Source organism: Williamsia sp. R60 (assembly GCF_054063855.1).
In genome coordinates this window covers 625562-645472 of sequence record NZ_JBSSGR010000003.1, presented here as the reverse complement: position 1 = coordinate 645472, position 19911 = coordinate 625562, and the positions used below count along the sequence as shown (strand labels likewise).

General features: G+C 66.3%; 15 protein-coding genes. 4 read left to right on the top strand and 11 right to left on the bottom strand.

The genetic code is table 11. The features are described from left to right. Positions 1-46: 46 nt before the first annotated feature. The 3 genes from ACVWY6_RS16400 to trxB all read right to left on the bottom strand — a co-directional run bounded on the left by ACVWY6_RS16400 (position 47) and on the right by trxB (position 2817). On the bottom strand, positions 47-1228 hold the full coding sequence (locus ACVWY6_RS16400) for an N-acetylmuramoyl-L-alanine amidase (protein ID WP_457539454.1): 1182 nt from the start codon (positions 1226-1228) through the stop codon (positions 47-49). Positions 1229-1437: 209 nt separating this feature from the next. Continuing rightward, on the bottom strand, positions 1438-1770 hold the full coding sequence (gene trxA / locus ACVWY6_RS16395; protein ID WP_023954118.1) for a thioredoxin: 333 nt from the start codon (positions 1768-1770) through the stop codon (positions 1438-1440). 60 nt (positions 1771-1830) lie between these two features. Further along, positions 1831-2817 (bottom strand): thioredoxin-disulfide reductase, encoded by a 987-nt coding sequence (trxB, locus tag ACVWY6_RS16390; protein ID WP_457539452.1) that lies wholly within the window; start codon positions 2815-2817, stop codon positions 1831-1833. Positions 2818-3010: 193 nt separating this feature from the next. Here trxB and ACVWY6_RS16385 point away from each other — a divergent pair, with 193 nt between their 5' ends. Continuing rightward, positions 3011-3910, top strand: a complete 900-nt coding sequence (locus ACVWY6_RS16385; protein ID WP_457539450.1) for a phosphatase PAP2 family protein — start codon at positions 3011-3013, stop codon at positions 3908-3910. A gap of 677 nt (positions 3911-4587) precedes the next feature. On the opposite strand, the gene mug is transcribed toward ACVWY6_RS16385, so the two are convergent. Both mug and sigM read right to left on the bottom strand, forming a co-directional pair. Next, complete coding sequence (gene mug / locus ACVWY6_RS16380; protein ID WP_457539448.1) at positions 4588-5166, bottom strand: G/U mismatch-specific DNA glycosylase; 579 nt, start codon at positions 5164-5166, stop codon at positions 4588-4590. A gap of 94 nt (positions 5167-5260) precedes the next feature. After that, positions 5261-5848, bottom strand: a complete 588-nt coding sequence (sigM, locus tag ACVWY6_RS16375) for an RNA polymerase sigma factor SigM (RefSeq protein WP_031331106.1) — start codon at positions 5846-5848, stop codon at positions 5261-5263. A gap of 379 nt (positions 5849-6227) precedes the next feature. On the opposite strand from sigM, the gene ACVWY6_RS16370 reads away from it, so the two are divergent. Further along, the gene (locus tag ACVWY6_RS16370; RefSeq protein WP_457540182.1) at positions 6228-7667 is read left to right on the top strand and encodes a stealth family protein; all 1440 of its coding nucleotides are present in this window, start codon (positions 6228-6230) and stop codon (positions 7665-7667) included. A 14-nt stretch (positions 7668-7681) separates the two neighbouring features. Here ACVWY6_RS16370 and ACVWY6_RS16365 read toward each other — a convergent pair whose 3' ends face one another. After that, positions 7682-8593 carry a phosphodiesterase gene (locus tag ACVWY6_RS16365; RefSeq protein WP_457539446.1) on the bottom strand — a complete coding sequence of 304 codons (912 nt, stop codon included), beginning with the start codon at positions 8591-8593 and terminating at the stop codon, positions 7682-7684. A 219-nt stretch (positions 8594-8812) separates the two neighbouring features. On the opposite strand from ACVWY6_RS16365, the gene ACVWY6_RS16360 reads away from it, so the two are divergent. Then, a complete protein-coding gene (locus tag ACVWY6_RS16360) occupies positions 8813-9277 on the top strand; it encodes an NUDIX hydrolase (RefSeq protein WP_457539444.1) in 465 nt (154 codons plus the stop codon). Between the two features lie 27 nt (positions 9278-9304). Here the strand turns inward: ACVWY6_RS16360 and ACVWY6_RS16355 are convergent, their stop codons facing one another. The 4 genes from ACVWY6_RS16355 to ACVWY6_RS16340 all read right to left on the bottom strand — a co-directional run bounded on the left by ACVWY6_RS16355 (position 9305) and on the right by ACVWY6_RS16340 (position 17441). Next, positions 9305-9913, bottom strand: coding sequence for a DNA-3-methyladenine glycosylase I (locus ACVWY6_RS16355; protein WP_457539443.1), 609 nt, complete (start codon positions 9911-9913; stop codon positions 9305-9307). A gap of 12 nt (positions 9914-9925) precedes the next feature. Next, positions 9926-13621: a murein biosynthesis integral membrane protein MurJ gene (murJ, locus tag ACVWY6_RS16350; RefSeq protein WP_457540181.1), complete on the bottom strand. Its 3696-nt coding sequence runs from the start codon at positions 13619-13621 to the stop codon at positions 9926-9928. Positions 13622-13761: 140 nt separating this feature from the next. Next, the gene (locus ACVWY6_RS16345) at positions 13762-16332 is read right to left on the bottom strand and encodes a hypothetical protein (RefSeq protein ID WP_457539441.1); all 2571 of its coding nucleotides are present in this window, start codon (positions 16330-16332) and stop codon (positions 13762-13764) included. Then, positions 16329-17441 carry an NUDIX hydrolase gene (locus ACVWY6_RS16340; RefSeq protein ID WP_457539440.1) on the bottom strand — a complete coding sequence of 371 codons (1113 nt, stop codon included), beginning with the start codon at positions 17439-17441 and terminating at the stop codon, positions 16329-16331. The genes ACVWY6_RS16345 and ACVWY6_RS16340 overlap by 4 nt, the downstream gene beginning before the upstream one ends. A 137-nt stretch (positions 17442-17578) precedes the next feature. Between ACVWY6_RS16340 and ACVWY6_RS16335 the strand changes: the two genes are divergently transcribed. Next, positions 17579-19054, top strand: coding sequence for a CCA tRNA nucleotidyltransferase (locus tag ACVWY6_RS16335; protein ID WP_457539439.1), 1476 nt, complete (start codon positions 17579-17581; stop codon positions 19052-19054). Between the two features lie 16 nt (positions 19055-19070). Here ACVWY6_RS16335 and ACVWY6_RS16330 read toward each other — a convergent pair whose 3' ends face one another. After that, a complete protein-coding gene (locus ACVWY6_RS16330) occupies positions 19071-19877 on the bottom strand; it encodes a transglutaminase-like domain-containing protein (protein WP_457539437.1) in 807 nt (268 codons plus the stop codon). Positions 19878-19911 lie beyond the last annotated feature (34 nt).

Below are 19911 nucleotides of genomic sequence, written 5' to 3'. Positions count from 1 at the left end.
GGCGAACTCGACGGTTCAACCGCCAGATGCGGTTACCGGCGGGTGGTCAGCGGGCGAGTTCTTCAGAGGCGAGCAACTCGGCGAAAGTGTATGTGCCGGTCGGCTGATCATCGCGCCCCAGAAGGTACAACCGCTTCACGGCGACCAAGATGGCCTCGGCGATGATGTCGCGCACTGCCGGGTCACTCAGCTCGGTCGCATCGTGGAGGTTGCTGATGTAGCCGACGTCGAGCTGCACGGCGGGCATTCGTGTTCGTCGCATGATGTCCCACGTGCGCTCGTGCCACCGGCAGTCGCGCAGATGGGTGCGGGCGACGATCTCACGCTGGATGAACCCGGCGAGCGATCGGCCGATGGTGGACGAAGAGCCGTGCGGCGTACCGAAATAGAACGTCGCGACGCCACTGGCGCGGTCGTTCGGATAGTGGGCGCACCGTAGCGCGAGAAGTAGATCGGCACCGATCGCGTTGGCGGTCTCGGCGCGCTCCTCATCGGTGGGGTCCTCGCCTTGCGCGCGCGAGAAGAAGGTCTCCATGCCGGCAGCGATCATTCTGCCTTCGAGCCTGCGGGCGAGGTCCCACAGGATCTCTTCTTCGATCTTTGCCGTGGCCGGGTCGGTGCCGGGGTGCGATCCGCCGGAACCCGGGTCGATGACGATCCGTTTGCCGGACAGCTGGGGGCCGAGTCGGCGGACGTGTTCTTCTTCGCGGATCGCGTGCGGTGATCCACCGGTGACACGGGTACCCAGTAGCTCAAGCGAACGAAGGGTCGCGGGCCCACAGATACCGTCTGAACTGAGTCCGAACTCGGACTGGTAGCTGCACAGCGCGTTGTAGGTGTCCGCACCGAAGAACCCGTCGACCAAGCCGGTGTAGTAACCGAGGTTTTGCAGGCGCGCCTGCAGAGTGGCGACGTCGTCGCCGTGCATGGGAGCGGAGAGTTGGTACGAGAGCACTCGCGCACCCAGGCGGTAAGAGGCCTCGCGGAGGGCCCGGAACGTCGCGGGCCCGACAACACCGTCGACGATCAGGCCGCGTTGCTGCTGGAACGCCCGGACCGCATGGTCGGTTGCGAGGTCGAAGACGGCTTCGGGTTGCGCCCAGCCGTTCGGATCGACCAGCCGGCCGGACGGTGACGGGGCGTCGTTCAGCAGACCTTGTCCCGTGAGAATGCCACGAATTTCGGCCACAGCCGAGCCGTGATCTCCCAACCGGAACAACGGCGTCACGGGGCCTCCCCTTCTGGCGTCAACTCGGGCGTCGGCGGCACAGGGGTACCGCGCTCGGCGTGGTTTTCGGAGCGCAGGGCTCCGAGTCAGCTACGAGTGTCTCAGCAATCCGCCGTCAGAGCCAATACGGTCACGTACCAATTTGATGACCGTAATCATCTCAGTACTGGTACGTGACCGCTGGCGAGGGGGCTGCTGATCAGGGACGACTACTTGCCGAGAACACCGTCGAGTTCGCGGAGAAGCGCAGCTTTGCCCTTCGCCCCGACGATGGTCTTGGTGGGCTTGCCGTCTTCGAAAAGGATCATCGTGGGGATCGACATGATCTGGAAATCCCTTGCGACATTTGGGTTCTGGTCAACGTCGAGCTTGGCGACGGTGAGCTTGTCGGAGTTCTCCCCGGCGATCTCCTCGAGCACCGGAGCGACCATTTTGCACGGTCCGCACCAGGTGGCCCAGAAGTCGACCAGTACCGGCTTGCCGGCACCGAGCACTTCCTCCTTGAATGTGGCATCTGTCACTGCAACGGTGTTTGCACCCATTTTGATCTCCTTTGGTTCGTCTGTGGGGGCCGGTTCGGTCGAACCGGTCGGTTCGAGCGGTCAGGCCTGAACGCCGGCCGCCTCGGGGACCTCGAGCGGGCTGATGTCGTTCTGGTCGGCCAGCCAGCGCTCGGCGTCGATGGCGGCAGCACAACCCGAGCCAGCGGCCGTGATGGCCTGCCGGTAGGTGTGGTCCACCAGGTCGCCGGCGGCGAATACGCCGGGCAGCGAGGTGTACGTGGTGCGGCCCTGAACCCGCACGTAGCCGTCCGGATCGAGGTCGACCTGGTCTTTGACCAGCGCGCTGCGTGGATCATGGCCGATGGCCACGAACATGCCGGTGGCATCGATCTGCGAGGTGGCGCCGGTGACGGTGTCCACCAATTCCAGGCCGGTGACCGACGTCTCGCCCAGAACGCGGCCGATGGTCGCGTTGGTCACAAAGCGGATCTTGTCGTTCGTGCGGGCACGCTCGAGCATGATCCGTGAGGCACGGAACTCCTCGCGGCGATGGATGACGGTGACACTGCGTGCGAACTTGGTGAGGAAGGTTGCCTCCTCCATGGCGGAGTCACCGCCGCCGATGACGGCGATGTCCTGGTCACGGAAGAAGAAGCCATCACAGGTGGCACATGCCGACACACCTCGGCCGAGCAGATCCTGCTCGCCGGGGATGTCGAGGTAGCGGGCTGCGGCGCCCATGGCCAAGATGACGGCTTTCGCCCGGTGGGTCTCGCCGCCGGCGTCGACCTCTTTGATCTCGCCGGTGAGGCGGACCGCATCCACGTCTTCCATGCGCAGATCAGCACCGAACCGAATGGCCTGCTCACGCATCTCGTCCATGAGTTCGGGACCCTGGATCCCCTTCTGGAATCCCGGGAAGTTCTCCACCTCGGTGGTGGTCATCAACGCACCACCGAACTGGGTGCCCTCGAAGACCACCGGAGAGAGTTCGGCACGTGCGGCATACACGGCTGCTGTGTATCCGGCCGGTCCTGATCCGATGATGATCACGTCGTGGACGGTCTCGGTACCTGCTGAGGTCATCGGTGCTCTACTTCCTTACGGTGGTTCAACCTGGGCTCGTGGCCTGTCGGGGCGCGGCGGTGGGCTCCGCTGTCAGCGAAGCCTTGACGTTTTCTTCACCCGCGATGGACAACACCAGCCTAAAGGGATCTGTTCCCGGAACAGATCCGCAGACCCTGTGAGAGCTCACAGAAATGTTCGGCACGATGGAGTCATGCTCTTGCGACCCTCGCGACTCTCCACGTGGCGTCCGCTGGCCTGGGCGGCGACGCTGACGATTGCCATGGGCGCCGTATACCTACTGGCCGTCCGTAGCCAGTGGGGTCAATATCTCGACCAGCAGGCCTACTTGACCCTCCGCGGCACCGGGGCGAGTGCTGACCTGCCCCACATGGTCGGTCTGGGGTCCATCACCGACTACCGACTGTGGACGGTTGCAGCGGCCCTGATCATCGGTCTGGGCATTGTCGCGGGGCGCCGCTGGAGTCTGCTGCCTCTGCTGCTGTTGCCGATCGCCGGGATCCTGCTGGCTCAATTCCTGCGGGACGAGGTGCTGCTGCGCCCCGACTTCGTCGGACTCGGCTGGCTGTCGAACACCTTCCCGAGTGGGCACGCCGCTGCAGCTGCCGGATGTGTGGCGGCCATCGTACGAGCGGCTCCGAGACGGGTGGCCCCGGTCTTGGCCATCCTCGGAGTCGGTTGGTTGACGCTTGTCGGTCAGGACCTGATGGTTTGGGGATGGCACCGGCCCAGCGACCTGATTGGGTCGATCCTGCTTGCGACGGCCCTGATGCATCTGGTGCCGCCGACCCGGCGACACACCTACGACCTCGGCTTTCGCACAATGTCAGGCGTACGGGCGGGCGTCTGGACAGCAGCCGCAGCAGCGACGGGACCGGTGGTGTGGTCGGTGGGAACGGGGCATCTGGCGGTGCTGCCGGTGGGACTCATCGCGGCAGCTGCCGTGGCGTCACTTGTTGCCGATGGTGGTGCGACTGAGCGTCGCCGGATTGGCCGTGTCGCAGTCGGCTCCGACCACCAGCGCATCGAACCGTCCCGCCATACCCGTGCTGAGCAATATCACCACCGCAGGGCCGCCACCGGCTTGAATTGAGCTCGTACCCAACACAGGAGTGGCCGGCTCTATCTCATTGGCCGCCAGACATCGGTCGCGCTGGGCGAGGTCGCCGAACGCGGTGTCGGCGGACTGGCCGAGCGCGCTGAGCAGGGTGGCATCCGAAGGTGCGGCAATCGAAGTGGGGGTGGGAGCGTTCTGTTCGGCAATTGCAGGTTCGGAGCGTCCGCTGAAGGCAAAGGTGGTCGCGACCGCGATCGCGGCCACTGCTGCCGCCGCGGCGACAGCAGATAGCAGAATGGCACCACGATGCCGTCTCAGTGGGGTGACAGCCTCTGTAGGTGCGTCGTGATGGTCAGCGGCCATCATGTGAAGCGCCTGGTCGAGCTTGTGCTGCGCGTAGGCGGGCAACGGCTCCTCGACGACCGGCGCAGAGGCCAGTTCGCCGGTGGTGGCGTCCAGCGCTTTCCAGATGGTCATCGAATCCGGGTCGTCGAACACCTTTGCGCGCAAGGCATCGGCCACCTCGTCGGGATAGACGCCGGCGTGGAGGTCGGCGATCATGTCCAGCGGGTACGGCGGTTCTGGCAGCTCGCGGTCAGTGTGGTGCCGATTGCCGATTCCGAACATCGTTCGAACCCCAGTTTCCCTCGTTTTCTTGATGTGAAAGCTAGGACGCCAGTTTGTTCGCAACGGTTCCCTCGACACACTGTCTTTTATTGCCGACTTTCCTGGACCACGCCCGCCTCCACCGCCGCGGCCCGATAGGCCTCCGCAAGGGTGTCGACGGTGTGGTGTGCGTTGAGACCACTCGGGTTGGGAACAACCCACACCACCGTGTCGCCGATCGTACGGTCCTGACGTCCGGCAGTTGCCTTGCGGTCCCCAAAAGCCGTGCGGTAGGCCGTGATTCCCGCGACCGCGATGACCTTCGGGTGCACGCGGGTGACCGTGTCGATCAGCTTGCGGCCGCCTTCGACCAGTTCTTCGGTGGTCAGTTCGTCGGCCCGTGCAGACGCCCTCGGGACCACGTTGGTGATGCCTATCCCCCGGTCGAGCAACAGGGCCCGATCGTCATCGCTCATGCCCGCCGACGCATCGATCAATCGATCGACGATCCCGGCTCGCCACAAAGCGGGATAGAAACGATTGCCGCGCCGGGCGAAGTGTGCGCCGGTCGCCGCCGTCCACAGTCCGGGATTGATCCCGACGAACAACAATTTGCAGTCGGGCCCGATGAGATCGGGGACGACGGCATCGCGATACGACTCGAGTTCGGCGCGTGTGAAGCCCATCGGACCAGTAGACCGCACGGTCTCGCGTGGATGCCACAGACGGACCGGATCAGCCCCGCGCGGAAGACGTGGCCAGGATTGGTGAAGGGAGGGACTACCCCTGGGCCTCGTCGGCAGTGTCACGGAGGTGGCCCAGCAGTACCGCCAACTTCGCGCGGCCGCGCGCGCAACGACTCTTGATGGTCCCGGAGGGAACCCCGAGGAGTTCGGACGCCTCCGCCACCGAGTAACCCTCGACATCGATGGCAACGATCGCCGCACGCTGCTCGGGAGGCAGAGAGTCGAGCGCACGGCCGATCGACATGGATAGGTCGACGGTGCCGGTGCGGTCATGGGGATCGGCGAGTTGTGCGATGTCGAACTCGGGTAGAGGAACGGTCTGCCGAGATTTGTTGCGACGGATACGATCCAGGCATGCGTTGACGACAATACGGTGCAGCCACGATGTGACCTTGGCGTCGGCGCGGAACCGATGGGCCATGCGGTGGGCGTTGAGGAGGGCTTCTTGCAGTGCGTCGGCGGCGTCTTCGTCGGAATGCGAGGTGCGGCGGGCAACTGCCCATAGATAGCTCTGATGGCGGGTGATCAGAACCGCAAACGCATCCCTGTCCCCCTGCACATGCGCTGCAAGCAATTCCCCATCGGTCCGCACGTCACCGCCGGCCCTCCCCCATTTGGCCATGGGAGTGAGACTAATGGACCACAATGTCGCGTGCGAGACCAGATGCAAGTGCATCTGTTTGTATGACAACGCGTCAAAAAGGGCCGTGACCGGCGCTGATGGGTCCACCGGACCGAGCAGCGGACGGGGTTGACCGGCGAGAGCATTAGACTTGACCGATCGGCGGGGAATTCTCGGCTGTGCTCCCCGGAAGGATCGTCACATCACTCTGTCGTCTGCGCCACATGAGATCTACCTCGTTCCTCCGGAGCTCGACAAACCGGAGGCCGTCCTTCGTGAGTCACCGGCCTCGGTCGCACGGCTCCGGGAGCGGCCCGACGTCGTCGGGTTCGAGGGTCGATACGCGCTGACCATCACCTCGACCACACCTCACCAGGCGATGGTCGAGGATCTGCTGTTCATCCGCGATGTCCTCGACGACGCGCAGATCGAATACCTGCTTGTGCGCGGGAACGACGAACGTCCGGTGATCGCGGTGGCATGGACCAACCGCAAAGCGATGACACGAGCTCTCGCGGATGCTTGCGAACGCGAACCGTTCTACTCGAAAACCGTTGACGCAGAACGCGGTAAGGCGGTCTTCGTCGGCGACGGACGTCTGTCGGCGTCGTCCAAGGCGCGGATCTTCCGGCTCTACCGGCCACGGGTGGAACCCGGCAGCGGCTTGCATTACGGCGCATCCACGGCTGTACAGGTGGAGCTGTGGTCGTTCACGCCGTCGGAAATCATTCTCCCGATCGAGAATTCACTCACCCGTCGCACGATCCGCAAAGAAGAAGCGGTGCGCGGCACGGTGGACAAGTTCGGCAAGACGTGGCCGACCATCGAGAACATGTTTGCCGGCCATGCCTCCGACATCAACTTCGACATCGACATCGTCTTCTCCTGGGTCGATGGTTCGTCGGCCGAGTTCCAGGCCCAGCGTGCCAAGCGGATGAAGAACTACGTTGTCGGAGAAGGGGATGCGTCGGCAGCGCGGTACCGGCAGATCGACGAGCTGAAGTACGCGTTGCGGTCGGTGTACATGTACGCACCCTGGGTACGCCGCATCTTCGTGGCCACCGATTCCGAGCGGCCGTCCTGGCTGGCCGACGACCCGCGGGTGACCTTCGTGCCGAGCGAGGAGTTCTTCGCCGACACATCGGTTCTGCCGACACACAATTCGCAGGCCGTGGAATGCCAGCTGCACCGCATCCCGGGGTTGTCGGAGCATTTCCTGTACTCGAACGACGACATGTTCTTCGGTCGGCCGGTCAGCCCTGAGGCGTTCTTCTCCTCCGGCGGCGTGAGCATGTTCATCGAGGCCACCACACGCATCGGTCTCGGATACAGCGACCAGGACCGCAGCGGGTTCGAGAATGCGGCGAGGGTGAACCGCCGGTTGTTGCAGGATCGGTTCGGGCTCATGACAACTCGGCACCTCGAACATGCCGCCACCCCGCTGCGCAAGAGTGTGCTCGAAGAGATGGAGAGGGAGTTCCCCGCGGAGTTCGCCGCCACCGCGGCGAGCGCGTTCCGATCGAGCAGCAACATTTCGGTGACCAACTCCCTCTACCACTATTACGCGTTGATGACCGGGCGTGCGGTGGTGCAGAAGGACGCGAAGGTGCGCTACATCGACACCACCGAGTACGCCGGGCTCAAGGACATGGAAAAGATGCTCCCCAAACGCGCGGTGGACTTTTTCTGCCTCAACGACGGCAGTGTTCCGGAGGTCGACCTCGAACTGCGGACGCAGACGGTCACGAGCTTCCTCGACCGCTACTTCCCCATCGTCGCCCCGTGGGAGACTGCCGCCAAGGCATCGTCTCTCGCGTAGGCGGCCACGCTTGCTCAGACGCGACTGACCGAATCTGCTCTGCGGCCGTCGGCGATGACGATCCCTGCCTCGGCCAGTCTGCGAGCGCTCTCAGCCGGCGAAACATACTCTCCGACAGTCTCATACGTACCGATCGGCACCGCTGAGTGGACGATGGTGGTGTCGTAGACATGAACCAGGTTGTAACCCTGGCCTCCGTCGCGGCCGCGCATGGCGCCGGCAGGGACATTGAGATCTTGGTTGTAGCAGGTGGCTGCGGCCACCGATACCGGGATGCCCGCGAAGGTGGCGGTGGTGGAGTAGTGCAGGTGCCCGGCGATGATGGACCGTACATCGCTGCCGCGCAACACATCTGCGAGACGATCCTGGTCGTGTAACTCCACCAGGACAGCCAGGTCGAGCACACAGGGTACCGGGGGGTGGTGCATTGCGAGAATGGTCCCGAAGTCGGCGGGGGTGGCGAGAACCCCTGCCAGCCAATCGAGTTGCTCGTCGGCGATCTCGCCGTGGTGGAGTCCGGGAACGGTGGTGTCGAGGGTGACGATCCGCAGACCGTCGATGTCGTACACCGCGTCGACCGCTGTGGTCGATGGCTCCTGGTCGAGCAGCTTCATGCGGAAGTGCGCGCGGTCGTCGTGATTGCCCATCGCCCAGATCAACTGGGCTCCGAGGTCGTCGGCGACAGGCTGGACCATCGTCCGGAGGGTCTCGTAGGCGCGCGGATCACCTTTGTCGGCGAGGTCGCCGGTGAAGACCAGCGCGTCGATCCTCGAACCGGAACCGGTGAGTTCGGTGAGTATCTGACGAAGGCGTGAGGTGCTGTCCACTCCCCCGTAGAGATCGCCGTCGCCGTCGATGAGGTGGGTGTCGCTGACGTGCACGATGCAGTGGTTGGGCCGGGGATACTCGGCCGTCCGAGCCATCATCGGTCTCTCGCTTCCGATCGGATTGGCGCTGGAGGAGACTGCTGGCGTGGAGTGGTGCGGTGATCAGGTGACCGCCGCGGTGTCCACAGTAGCCAAACAGTCTGAAACTGCCAGCCGGGGCCCGTACCGCCGCGGCAGGGTGAACAGATGCGGTCGCGCGGATGTCGCGACACCTGGACCGGTCTGGCACGCTGGGAGCCGCCTGAGAGGTGGAGAGCTGTGAAGATCGTTCGCCGGCTGCGTCGCGCCGCCCGCATCATCCTCATCGACGAGGAGGGCCGCACGCTGCTGTTCCGGGGTGTGGATCCACAGAACCCGTCGGCCGGGCCGTGGTGGTTCACCCCTGGTGGCGGCCGAGAAGGCGACGAGACCGATGAGCAGGCGGCGCTCCGTGAGGTGTACGAGGAGACCGGCTTGCGGGTCACCGAGATGTCGGCGCCTGTCTATGCCCGCGAGTTCGACATCGTCTTCGGGGGCGAGCCGATCCATCAGGTGGAGACCTACTTCGTGGCGCATGTGGGAACGTTCGAGCCTCACTCGGCGGGGTGGACGGATTTGGAGCGCAGCTCGATACTCGGCCATCGGTGGTGGAAACCCGAAGAGATCGAGTCGAGTGACGAGATGATCTACCCGGGCAATCTTGCGGATCTGGTCCGACAGCACCTGGACAACCCCAGCGAGTGACACCCACGAGCTTGGGTTGCCGGCCCATCAGGGCCAGATACCGGAACTGCCGCGTCGGTGTGAGCTCATCAGATGGGTGTCGACGATACCGATGGCCTCCATCAAGGCAAACATCGTGGTGGGCCCGACAAACCGGAAGCCGCGTGCGCGCAGGGCCTTCGACATCGCGATGGACTCAGCCGAGGTGGTCGGCACGTCGGCCATCTCCGCGGGCTCAGGGGTGCGATCGGGTTTGAACGACCACAGGAAGTTGACCAGGCCACCATCTGCGCGCAATTGCTGTGTGGCTCTGGCATTCCCGATGGCGGCCTCGATCTTGCCGCGATGGCGGATGATGCGCGCGTCGGCCAGCATCGCGTCGACCTCGCGGTCGCCGAACGCGGCGACGGTGTCGACGTCGAAATGGCGGAAGACCTCACGGAAGGCGGGTCGCTTCCGCAGGATGGTCGCCCATGACAGGCCGGCCTGAAAGCCTTCCAGCACAAGTCTTTCGAAGTGGGCATTCTCGCCGGAGACCGGCATGCCCCACTCGTTGTCGTAGTAGTCGCGCATCAGGCCGGTCTGTGCGGCCCACAGAGGACGGATGAGCCCGTCCTCACACCGCACTGCACCCGCGGGCAACCCGTCGGTTGTCACCGCCTTGTCGACCTAGGAACCGGTGAGCGTGACTTGGGCGACCGACCCCTGGTAGCGGCCGCTGTCGTTGCGGGGCAACGACGTCAGCCACACCATGACGTACCGCGAGGGTCCGGCGCCGGCGATCGGGATGGTGGTGGTCTCGTTGTCCAGGGTCGCTGCCCCGACCTGTGTGGTGGCCTCGAACGGGGCGCGTGGGTCGTCGGCGGTGCGGATCTGGACCTGTAGGCCCGGTGTGGGGGTACGGATGACGGCCTCGGTCAGCGTGGCGTCGCGGTCCAGTGTGAACATCAGTCCCAGACCGGGTTTGAGGTTCCCGAACCGGGGTCCACCGCGGTACTCGTCTGTCTGCCATGCCGGGGCCTGGCCGGAGATGACGTTGTTCAGGTTCGTCCGGCTGTCCGGCTCCTGGTCGGAGTAGTCGAGCATCGTCACGCCGGTCAACGCGAGCGGGGCCGACCCGACGGCAGGCGCGGGTGCGCCGGGGGACGGGGCGCCGGCCGAGGACGAGAAGATCTTGTCGATGTCGGGGGTGTCGTTGCTGCCGCCCACCGAGTTCGAGATCCAGACCACCATCGCGATGATGAGGAACAACGTGAGCAGCACGGCCCCGGCGATCAGCGCCATCATCCGCACCGACCGTGGCTTCTTACCGTCACCCCCGGTGCCGAGCATGCGCGGCGTCGCGCGCGACGACGAACCGGGTCCGTCATCGTCGCGGACCTGTGCGATGAGATCGGTCTTCTGATCCAGCACGGTTGCCTGGTCGAGAACGTGTTGAACCGTTGCCGCGGTGCGTATCCCGCTGTTCCCCTCGAGGGCCCGGGCGGCGACCGCCGAGATCTCGAACGGGACGTCAGGACGCTCGGCGCGTGGCTCGCGGGGCAGGTCGCCGGGTCCGGGTGATGCCGGGTGCAGTCCCCCGACGGGCTCGTTCGACGCGCGGTTGGTCGCCAGCTCCCTACCGGTGTCGGCGTCGAGTGGCCAACGGGCCAGCAACAGTGCGTACAGGACGGCACCGAGACCACGGACGTCGGTGGACTTGTCGGAGTCGGCCAGCGTGCCAGGGAACGCGACGAACGCGTTGCCGTCCTGGCTGATCCGGATTCGTTCGGGATGGTCGATGGACAGCGCGCCGCCGTTGCGGTGCGCCGATTCGGCCGCAGCTGCGAGCGCCCGCACGGCACGGGCCGCACCGACCGGAGACGGACTGGTCTTGGCGACATCGGCCAGTGACGAGCTCGGAACCCATTCGGCGACAACGATTCCGCCGGACGATCCGCGCACCACGTCGAGTACCCGAGCGATCCCGGGCGAGTTGATGCGTCCCAGTCGCAGGGTGCGCGAGAGCACCGCCTGCGGACCCTCGTCGCGCGGATCGATACGCACGCCGGGGTCGGGTGGTGGTGCGACCTGCTGTGCGTCGACGAACGTCAGGGCGACGTCGCGGTCCAGGTTGATGTCACGGGCCTGCCAGAACTGGAGTCCGCGTGCGCCACCGTGGTGCTGCAGCAGACGGTAGCGGCCACCGGCGACGGCAGCGCCCGGGACCAGCCGGGGACCGCGACGTGGCCGTAGGCCCGGCAATGGCGCCTCGGGAGGACGTGGGGGTCCGTCGCCTGCCGCCGCGGGTGTGCGAGGCCCGGGGGGACCTGATGCGGGGCGGTCCCCGGGCGGTTGCTCGCGAGCGGGCTGGCGGGCGCCGGCCTGACTGGGCATCGCCTTGGTGGCGGGCCCGTCTTCTGGCGAGACGGCGGTGGAACCGGCAGCAGGCGTGGGCGGCCCGGCCGGTTTGCTGTCGGGCTCTGGTTTGTTCAAGGCACCTGCTCCTCTCCTCCGATAGCGAAGATCTTGGGGTTGGCGGACGCCCATTCCGGCGGCACCACCACTGGTGACCGAATACGCCTGCCAACTCGATGTTCCCCGGTCGAAGCGCTGAATGACCTCGACCTGACCAGAATACGGAACCGATTCGTCCCCAGAGATCCGCGGGAATTGAACGGTCATGGTGGCAGCGCCGTCGGTGGCGGGTTCGGGGGCCGGGGCGACAGCGGGGATGAACCGGCCGATGACCCGCCGGACTGCGACCACCACTGCGAGCACGTCGGGAACACGCAGCAGGGTCAGGACCGTGTAGGTGAGGCCGATGGAGACGACCGCGACGAGCAAGAGATAGGCGAGGGAGCCGACCTTGCCGTGGTCGGTGCTGAGCCGGTGCAGTCCGGACACCTCGGCCAGCGCCCACACCAGGGCGCTGCACGCCACCGACACCACGATGGTCCAGATGACCGTGCGGCCGACGTTGGTCATTCTTGCGCCACCGAGCCTGCTACGCAGCAGATAGTGACCGACCACCGCACCGACGAGGTAGCCGAGACCGTTGGACAGGGCCAGCCACCGGACGATCGCGTCGGGGTCGTCGAACAGGACCGGGCCGAGATAGGACGCTGCCACCTTCACCGCGGTGATCCCGATGACCATGTACGTCGGGGTCCAGGCGTCCTCGCGGGCGTAGAACACGCGGAGCTGCACGAGTGTCATCGCGTACGGGATCATCGTGAACGCGCCCCACGAGAGCACGCTGCCGAGCTGTGAGGCGGTGTCGGCGTCGAACTTGCCGAAGTTGAACACGGCGACACCGATGGCCGGCCCGAAGAACGTCATGAACGCGATGACCGGCACCAGCGAGACCATCGTCAACCGGGTGGCCAGTGAGAGATCGTCGACCACCGAGTGGGTGTCGTCGGCGGCGGCATTACGGGAGAGGCGGGGCATGATCGCGGTCAGGATGGTCACGCCGAGTACGCCGTAGGGCAACTGGAGGAGCTGCCAGTGTGTCGCGTAGACGCTGACGCCGGCTTCGGTTGCGCTCGAGGCGATGCGATAGGTGACGATCAGACCGACCTGCAGGACTGCGACGTACAGAACGATGGCAAGCGCCATGTTGCCGAACTTGCGCAACCTGTCGTCCAGACCCCACTGCAGTTTCAGCTTCACCCCGCTGCGCCGGATGGCGGGGAGCAGGACCGCGGTCTGGGCGATCACGCCGAGAGTGGTGCCGACGCCCAGGATCAGGAGCTTGGTGTCGCCCATGCTGACGGGGTTCAGCGAGATGTCACCCGGGGCGACCGCATAGGCGATCAGGGTGACTATCTGTACGACGTTGTTGAGCACGGGTGCCCAGGCGCCGGGCTTGAAGAAGCCCTTCATGTTCAGGATGGCGATGAACAGCGCCGACAACCCGTAGAACAGCACGGCGGGCATCAGCAGGAACGCGAGTGCGGTGGCGAGGTCGCGGTTGACCTTGCCGTCACCGAGGTTGAGCATCGTGAGCGCGGGCGCAGCGATCAGGGCCGCGAGGGTGGCCACCCCCAGCACGGTCACCGCGAGGGTGAAGATGCGGTTGATGAATCCCACTCCCCCGTCCGCGTCTTCGGATTCGGCGCGTACCAGGACCGGGATCACGATGGCGGTGAGGACGGCACCGAGGACCACCTCGGCGACCATGTTGGGCAGAACATAGGCGGCCTGGAACGACGAAGCGACCGCGGCGCCGAGCAGGGCCAGCACCAGGACCGTGCGTACGAATCCGGTGATGCGTGAGACCAGGGTGGCCAGCGCAATGGATCCGCTGGTGCGCAGGACGCTGTCGTCGGACGGCTGTTCGCGGACGCGGGCACCGGGGTCGATCGCCGTGGACGTCGTCATCTTGCCGGACGCAGCCGAGGCCAGCTCACCGGCTGTCGGGCGTGGTCCGGGTGCGGGGTCGCGCGGTGCACCGGGCGGAACCCCCACAGACCGGGGCGGGGGCCTTCGGCGCGGAGGTGGCGGCTGCATTCCACCGTTGGTCATGGCCTGTCACCGCCGTTGTCGTGATCAGGGTGATGTCGGCCGAGGTGGTGCTCGCGCTCGGGTGGACTGTGCAACGCGCGGCTGTCCGCCATCAGACGATCGCGTTCGTCGGGTTCGGGCCGGTCGAGGTCGGCTGGATCGGGTTCCCCACGGAATCGATGCCACAACCGTCTGCCCGACAAGAACACCAGGAGTGCGCCGGCGCAGATTGTGATGATGAAGAGCGGTTTACCATATGCATTGGAATGTACTGACAGGTTGATCGAGTCGCCCAACGGGACGCCGCCTGTGGTCACCAGACCGATCTCCACCGTGATCGAACGGGAGCGGTCGGCACGAGTCGGGACCTGGATCTGACGGGTGCCCCTGGGCGGGATCTCCAACACACCCATGTCTCCGACGGTCATGCCGCTCGGTGCCGAGACGTTCAATCGAGTTCGCATCGCCACGGGCAGATCGTTGCGGATCACCAGGAGCAACGGGCTGCGTTCGGAGGCCAGGGTGAACCGCCCACCTGGGTCGAGGATGCCCACACCGTTGCGGATGTTCATCAGCGTGGTCGCGACCGCAGATGTGCGCATCGACGCCGACCGCGTCGCAGCCTGCTCATCCTGCGGCGCCACGGACGCCATCGCCCGCAGCATGTCCTCACGCAGCGGCGCCAGGTAGGCACCCGGGGTGATCGGCACGTCCGCGCGGCGCGTCATCGAGTCCTGCAGGTCGCGCAACTGCTGCAGGTCGGCGCGTACCGAGGCGATGACCCGGGGATCGGGACCGGTGACGGTGGTCTCGGGTGGGGCCACCAGCTCAGCACCCGCGGGTGCACCCGAGGTGGCGGTGAGGTCGGTGGCGATCCCGGCCAGCGGCCGGGGAATCGCGAGGTCTGAACCGAGCAGCAGAGACATCGCCGACAACACCGCACGGGTGTCATCCTCGGACGCAGACCACGTGGGTGGGGGCATCAGCACCGCACCGCGCCCGATGCGTTCGGCGATCGGGTCGGCCACGGCCTGCGCGTCCGACGATTGCGTGCCCGTCTCGGCCGTCCTGGAGTCGTCGGCGAGTGTGGAGGGTGCGAGCGCAGAGAACATCATCGCCGCGACCGCGTTCTGGCGGCGGACCTGTTCGGTGCCGGCCAACCAGCCTGCCCGCTGGGCTGTCGGGGTGACCTGGGCCGACCGCGGACCCGGGCCGAGTGCCGACAGGCCGCTTGCCACCGCCGGGTCATAGGTCTGGACGGCGAGGTCCTCGCCCAGGGGGTATTCGCCGTTCGTCGAGGTGGGGGTGAGGTTTCTGACACTCGACGCCGCGACGACAGTGCCCACCGCGCCCTTGTCGCGGATCAGTCCGGCGCCTGCGGTGTCCAGGACCCCCGAGGCCGGAATCGCCAGGCCACGCACACTCTTCACGTTGAGGATGCGGTCGACGATGTCGGCGGGTGCTCGTAAAGCGGTGTCCGACAGGTCGGAATCGGCGACCTGGGTCAGCGCGGTGGTGTCGACGTGGGCGAACGAGGTGGCCACCACGCACATACCGGTGGCCAGGGCCTGCAGCCGAGCGAGCCAGGCCGCCGCGACCTCGGATCCGGTGCCCTCCCGAGCCGGACCGGTCGGATCGGCCGGGTCGGTGGTGACCAGATAACTGCCGGTCATCGCCTGCACGCTGATCAGCAGATCGGGGTCCACCGCCAGACACAGACTGCGCGCCAGCGGCGACTCCAGATCTCGCGTCCGGGTCTGCTCCATGGTCGCCACCAGTCGATCGAGACGTCCGCCGGCGGCCAGTGACTGCTCGAGACCGTTGTCCATCAACCGGACCGTCTCGTCGCCTCCCCCGGTGACCCCCGGCGCGAGCGACGCCGGTGCGGCGATCGGCCAGAGCATGGTCATGCCGACCGGTTGTGAGATGTCCGGGGCCACCGAACCGTCGGCTCCGATGGGCGCGGCGACAGGGTCACCCGAGGCGTCGTCGTCGGCCTGGGACTGAGCGCGCAGAGGGTTCGGCGGCAGGCCGACCACGGGCAGGAGTACTCGCGCGTCGTCGAGCCGTGCCGGGTTGCCGAAGTCGGGGGTGCCGTTGACGTTGACCAGCACCGGATAGATCCCCGGCTTGTCGATCTGGAAGCTGGGCGCACCAGAAGCATTGACGGACAGATCAATTCGCAGCGAGAAGGGAATCGACCGCCCGGGTCCGAGCTGCTGACTCACGTCGGTGAAGTCGCCGACGGTCTCGAAACTGTTCGCGTCGGCGGACAGGGAGTCGCCGAGGCCGGCACTGGTGGTGATGGCGGCCCCGCGCTGCAGGCGCATGGCGATGTTGCGGACCGGCCGGTCCCCGACGTTGGTCAGCGTCCCGCCGGCGGTGACGACGCCGGGACTGGAGGTGGTGACTGTGGACGGATCGATCGACTCGAGCGAGATCCGCAGGAACTCCCCGGTCTGCGAGGTGTCATCGGTCTGCGAGGTGTCGTCGGCGGGTGTGGCCACCGCCGACACCGCGAGGGGTCCGAACACCAGGGCGAGAACGCTGACCAGGATCGTCAGCGCCCGCATCGATCGGCCGTTCACGTCGCGACGTGCGGGCCGGATTCCGGCGGTGGTGCATGGGCGGCCGGTCCCCCGCTGTTGCCGGCCCCGCGGTTCTCGGATGTGGTCTCGGTGCCGCCACCGCCGCCGCGACGACCCCGGCGGCGTCTGCGGCGAGGCCTCGCCGGTGCGGGCGGAGGCTCGTTGCGCTTCTGGTTCCGCGCGGCCGCGGCCTTCTCGTAGGCGTTCGGTTCGGTGCGCGCCCCCTTGGCCTCGGACTCGGCCATCCGGTCGGGGTCGGCGACGAGCTCGGCGATGACGTCCTCGGCGACGCGCGCCAATCGTCGCTCGTCCGAATAGGTCAGTCGACGAGGGAGCTCGGCGAGTGGAACCCAGGCGACTTCGGCCACCTCGTAGTCGGCATCGGAGAGTTCACCACCGGTGAAGCGCATCAGGTAATGGTGCACCGTCTTGTGGATCCGTTTCCCCTCACTGACAAACCAGTAGTCGATCTTTCCGAGGGGGGCCACCACGTTGCCCTCGATGCCCGTCTCTTCGGCGACCTCACGGATCGCCGTCTGTTCGGCGGTCTCCCCCGTCTCGATGTGACCTTTCGGCAGCGACCACATCATCCGGCCGCGGCGATCGACCCGCCCGATGAGGGCGGCGCACCGCTGCTCGTGCGGTCCGTCGAGGCCCGACACCATCAGCCCGCCGGCCGAGGTCTCCCGCACCGTGCGAAGTCTTTGTTTGGCCAGGTTCGGGGGCACCTTGGCAGGGGCTTTGACCTTGCCCACATCCGAAGGCTTGACCTGCGCGGTCCGACCTTCGACAACGTGGGTTCCGGCGACCCCGGTGGATTCACTACGGGCGGCCTCGACGCTGTGGTCGGCGGGGCGTGACGGCTTTCGGCGACGTCCGCGACGCGATCGCCGCGATCCGGGGGCTGACGCGGTGGCGTCGGCGACGGTCGAGTCGTCGCTGCGTTGCGGTTCCGGACCTGGCTGGGGACTCGGCTGGGGACGGGGCTCTGCTCCACTGTGATGAGAGCTGTCGATCCGGGTGGCTGTCGATCCGCCGCGCCGATTGCCGCGCCTGCGCCGCGGACGTCGAGGGACGTCCCTATTCGGCTCGGTGGGTTCGGCTGACACTCACACGATGCTAGTCGCCGTTAACCCACCGTTTCTGCCAGCGGGGCCGATGGCGGCGCCCTGGACCCACCGCGGTTTGGTGACGCCGCGCGATCGGGGTTCGGATCGTCGCCGGTCGGTCGGTAGTCTGGCCAGTCGTGACAACTCCCCCTTCTTCCACCGGCACCTCGGCCGCCGATGAGCGACGCACCAGGTTGCTCGCAGCCGCTGCGGTGTCGTTGCGGGGACTCTCGGACACCCTCGATCCCCTCGGGGCTCGATTTGCCGCAGCGGGACACGAGCTGTTCCTCGTGGGCGGCTCGGTGCGCGACGCGGTGCTGGGCCGGCTCAGCACCGGCGACCTGGACTTCACCACCGACGCACGTCCCGAGCAGGTGCAGGAGTTGCTGCGCGGGTGGGCCGAGGCCATCTGGGACACCGGGATCGAGTTCGGCACCATCAGCGCGGTCAGGGCGGGTATCCAGATCGAGATCACCACGTTCAGGGCCGATTCCTACGACCGGGTGAGCCGCAACCCCCAGGTGCGGTTCGGTGATCGACTCGAAGACGATCTGGTGCGCCGCGACTTCTCCATGAATGCGATGGCCGTGAAGATCGGTGCCGACGGCAGCCAGGAGTTCATCGACCCTCTCGGTGGGATGGACGCGTTGCTGGCCGGGGTCATCGACACGCCCGCCGCGCCCGAGGATTCATTCAACGACGATCCGCTGCGCATGTTGCGTGGTGTGCGGTTCGTCTCGCAGCTCGGGTTCTCGCTGTCACCACGGGTGTTCGCGGCCACGGTGGAGATGGCAGGCCAGATCGAACGGATCACTGTGGAGCGGATTGCAGCCGAACTCGACAAGCTGATCCTCGGTGAACATGCGGTCGAAGGAGTCGAGACGTTGTGTGAGACCGGCCTGGCCGAGCTGATCATCCCCGAGATCCCCGGGATGAAGTTGGCCATCGACGAACACCATCAGCACAAGGATGTCTACACCCACTCCCTCACCGTGCTCGCCCAGGCGATGGATCTCGAGGATGGCGATCCCGATCTGGTCTTGCGGTGGGCGGCGATCCTGCACGACATCGGCAAGCCGGCAACCAGGCGTCACGAACCGAACGGTGGGGTGAGTTTTCATCACCACGAAGTGGTCGGCGCCAAGATGGTCCGTAAGCGCCTGCGCGCTCTGAAGTATCCGAAGGCGGTCATCGAGGACGTCGCGAACCTGGTGTTCCTGCATCTGAGGTTCCACGGCTACGCCGACAATCAATGGACCGATTCGGCGGTGCGACGCTACGTGACCGATGCCGGTCCCCTGCTGCCGAGGCTGCACAAACTGGTGCGGGCCGACTGCACCACTCGCAACAAGCGCCGGGCGCGCAAGTTGCAACAGAACTACGACAACCTCGAGCAGCGCATCGCCAGGATCGCCGAACAGGAAGACCTGGCGAAGGTCCGGCCCGACCTCGACGGCAACACCATCATGGAGTTGCTCGACCTGCCCCCGGGCCCGATGGTCGGCAAGGCTTGGCGGTATCTCAAGGAACTGCGGCTCGATCGCGGACCCATGTCGCGCGAGGAGGCCGAAGAGGCGTTGCGGCGATGGTGGGCCGCCGAGCAGCAGAGCTGAGCCGGCTGTTCTTTGGCTAGCCGAGTGACACCATCTCGCTGATGTCGTCGTTCGGGAACGGACCGTCGACCACAGCGGTCACCGTTGCCTTGTTCAGGGTGATCGCACCTCTGTGGTTGTCGAGAAAGGCGGTGTCCGCGGCGTCACGGCCGGTCGAGATGCGGACCAATGTCTGGCGAGGCGCCAGGCAGGTGGCATCGACAACTCGCCACCGGCCGTCGACAAATGCCTCGGCGACCGCGTGGAAGTCCATCGGATCGCAACCGGGCGCGTACACGGCGACAAGTCGAGCCGGGACGTTCACCGCCCGCAGGATCGCGACCACCAGATGTGCGTAGTCGCGGCAGACGCCGGCGCCGGCCAGCAGGGTGTCGGCGGCACCGTCGATGGGGTCGCTGGAACCCGGGACGTAGTCCAGATGCGTACCCACCCACGAAGCGACCTTTTCGAGCAGCTCCGCGGGGTCGGTCAGATCGCCGAATTGCTTTGCGGCGAAACCGAAGAACTTGTCGGCCTCGGCGTATCGGCTCGGCCGCAGGTACATCGACAGGTCGTGGTCGGACACCGGTGCCGGGTCGGCGGAACCGAGGACGGTGGCGGTGTACTCCACCTGCAGATTGCCCACCCCGGCGTGCAGCATGTGGATGCGGCTTCCGTGCGCACCGCTGATCTCTTTGGCCGACACGGGTTTTCCGTCCAGTACAAAGGACAGCGACTCGGTGACCTCGGCCCCGGGATGCGGGGCCACGGTGATCTGGAACTCCAGATCGGTCTCGCCGGTGATGTCGACGTCGAGATGGGCGGATACATCACGTTTGAGCACAAGAACTCCTCGGCAGGACGGGACTCGGCACGAC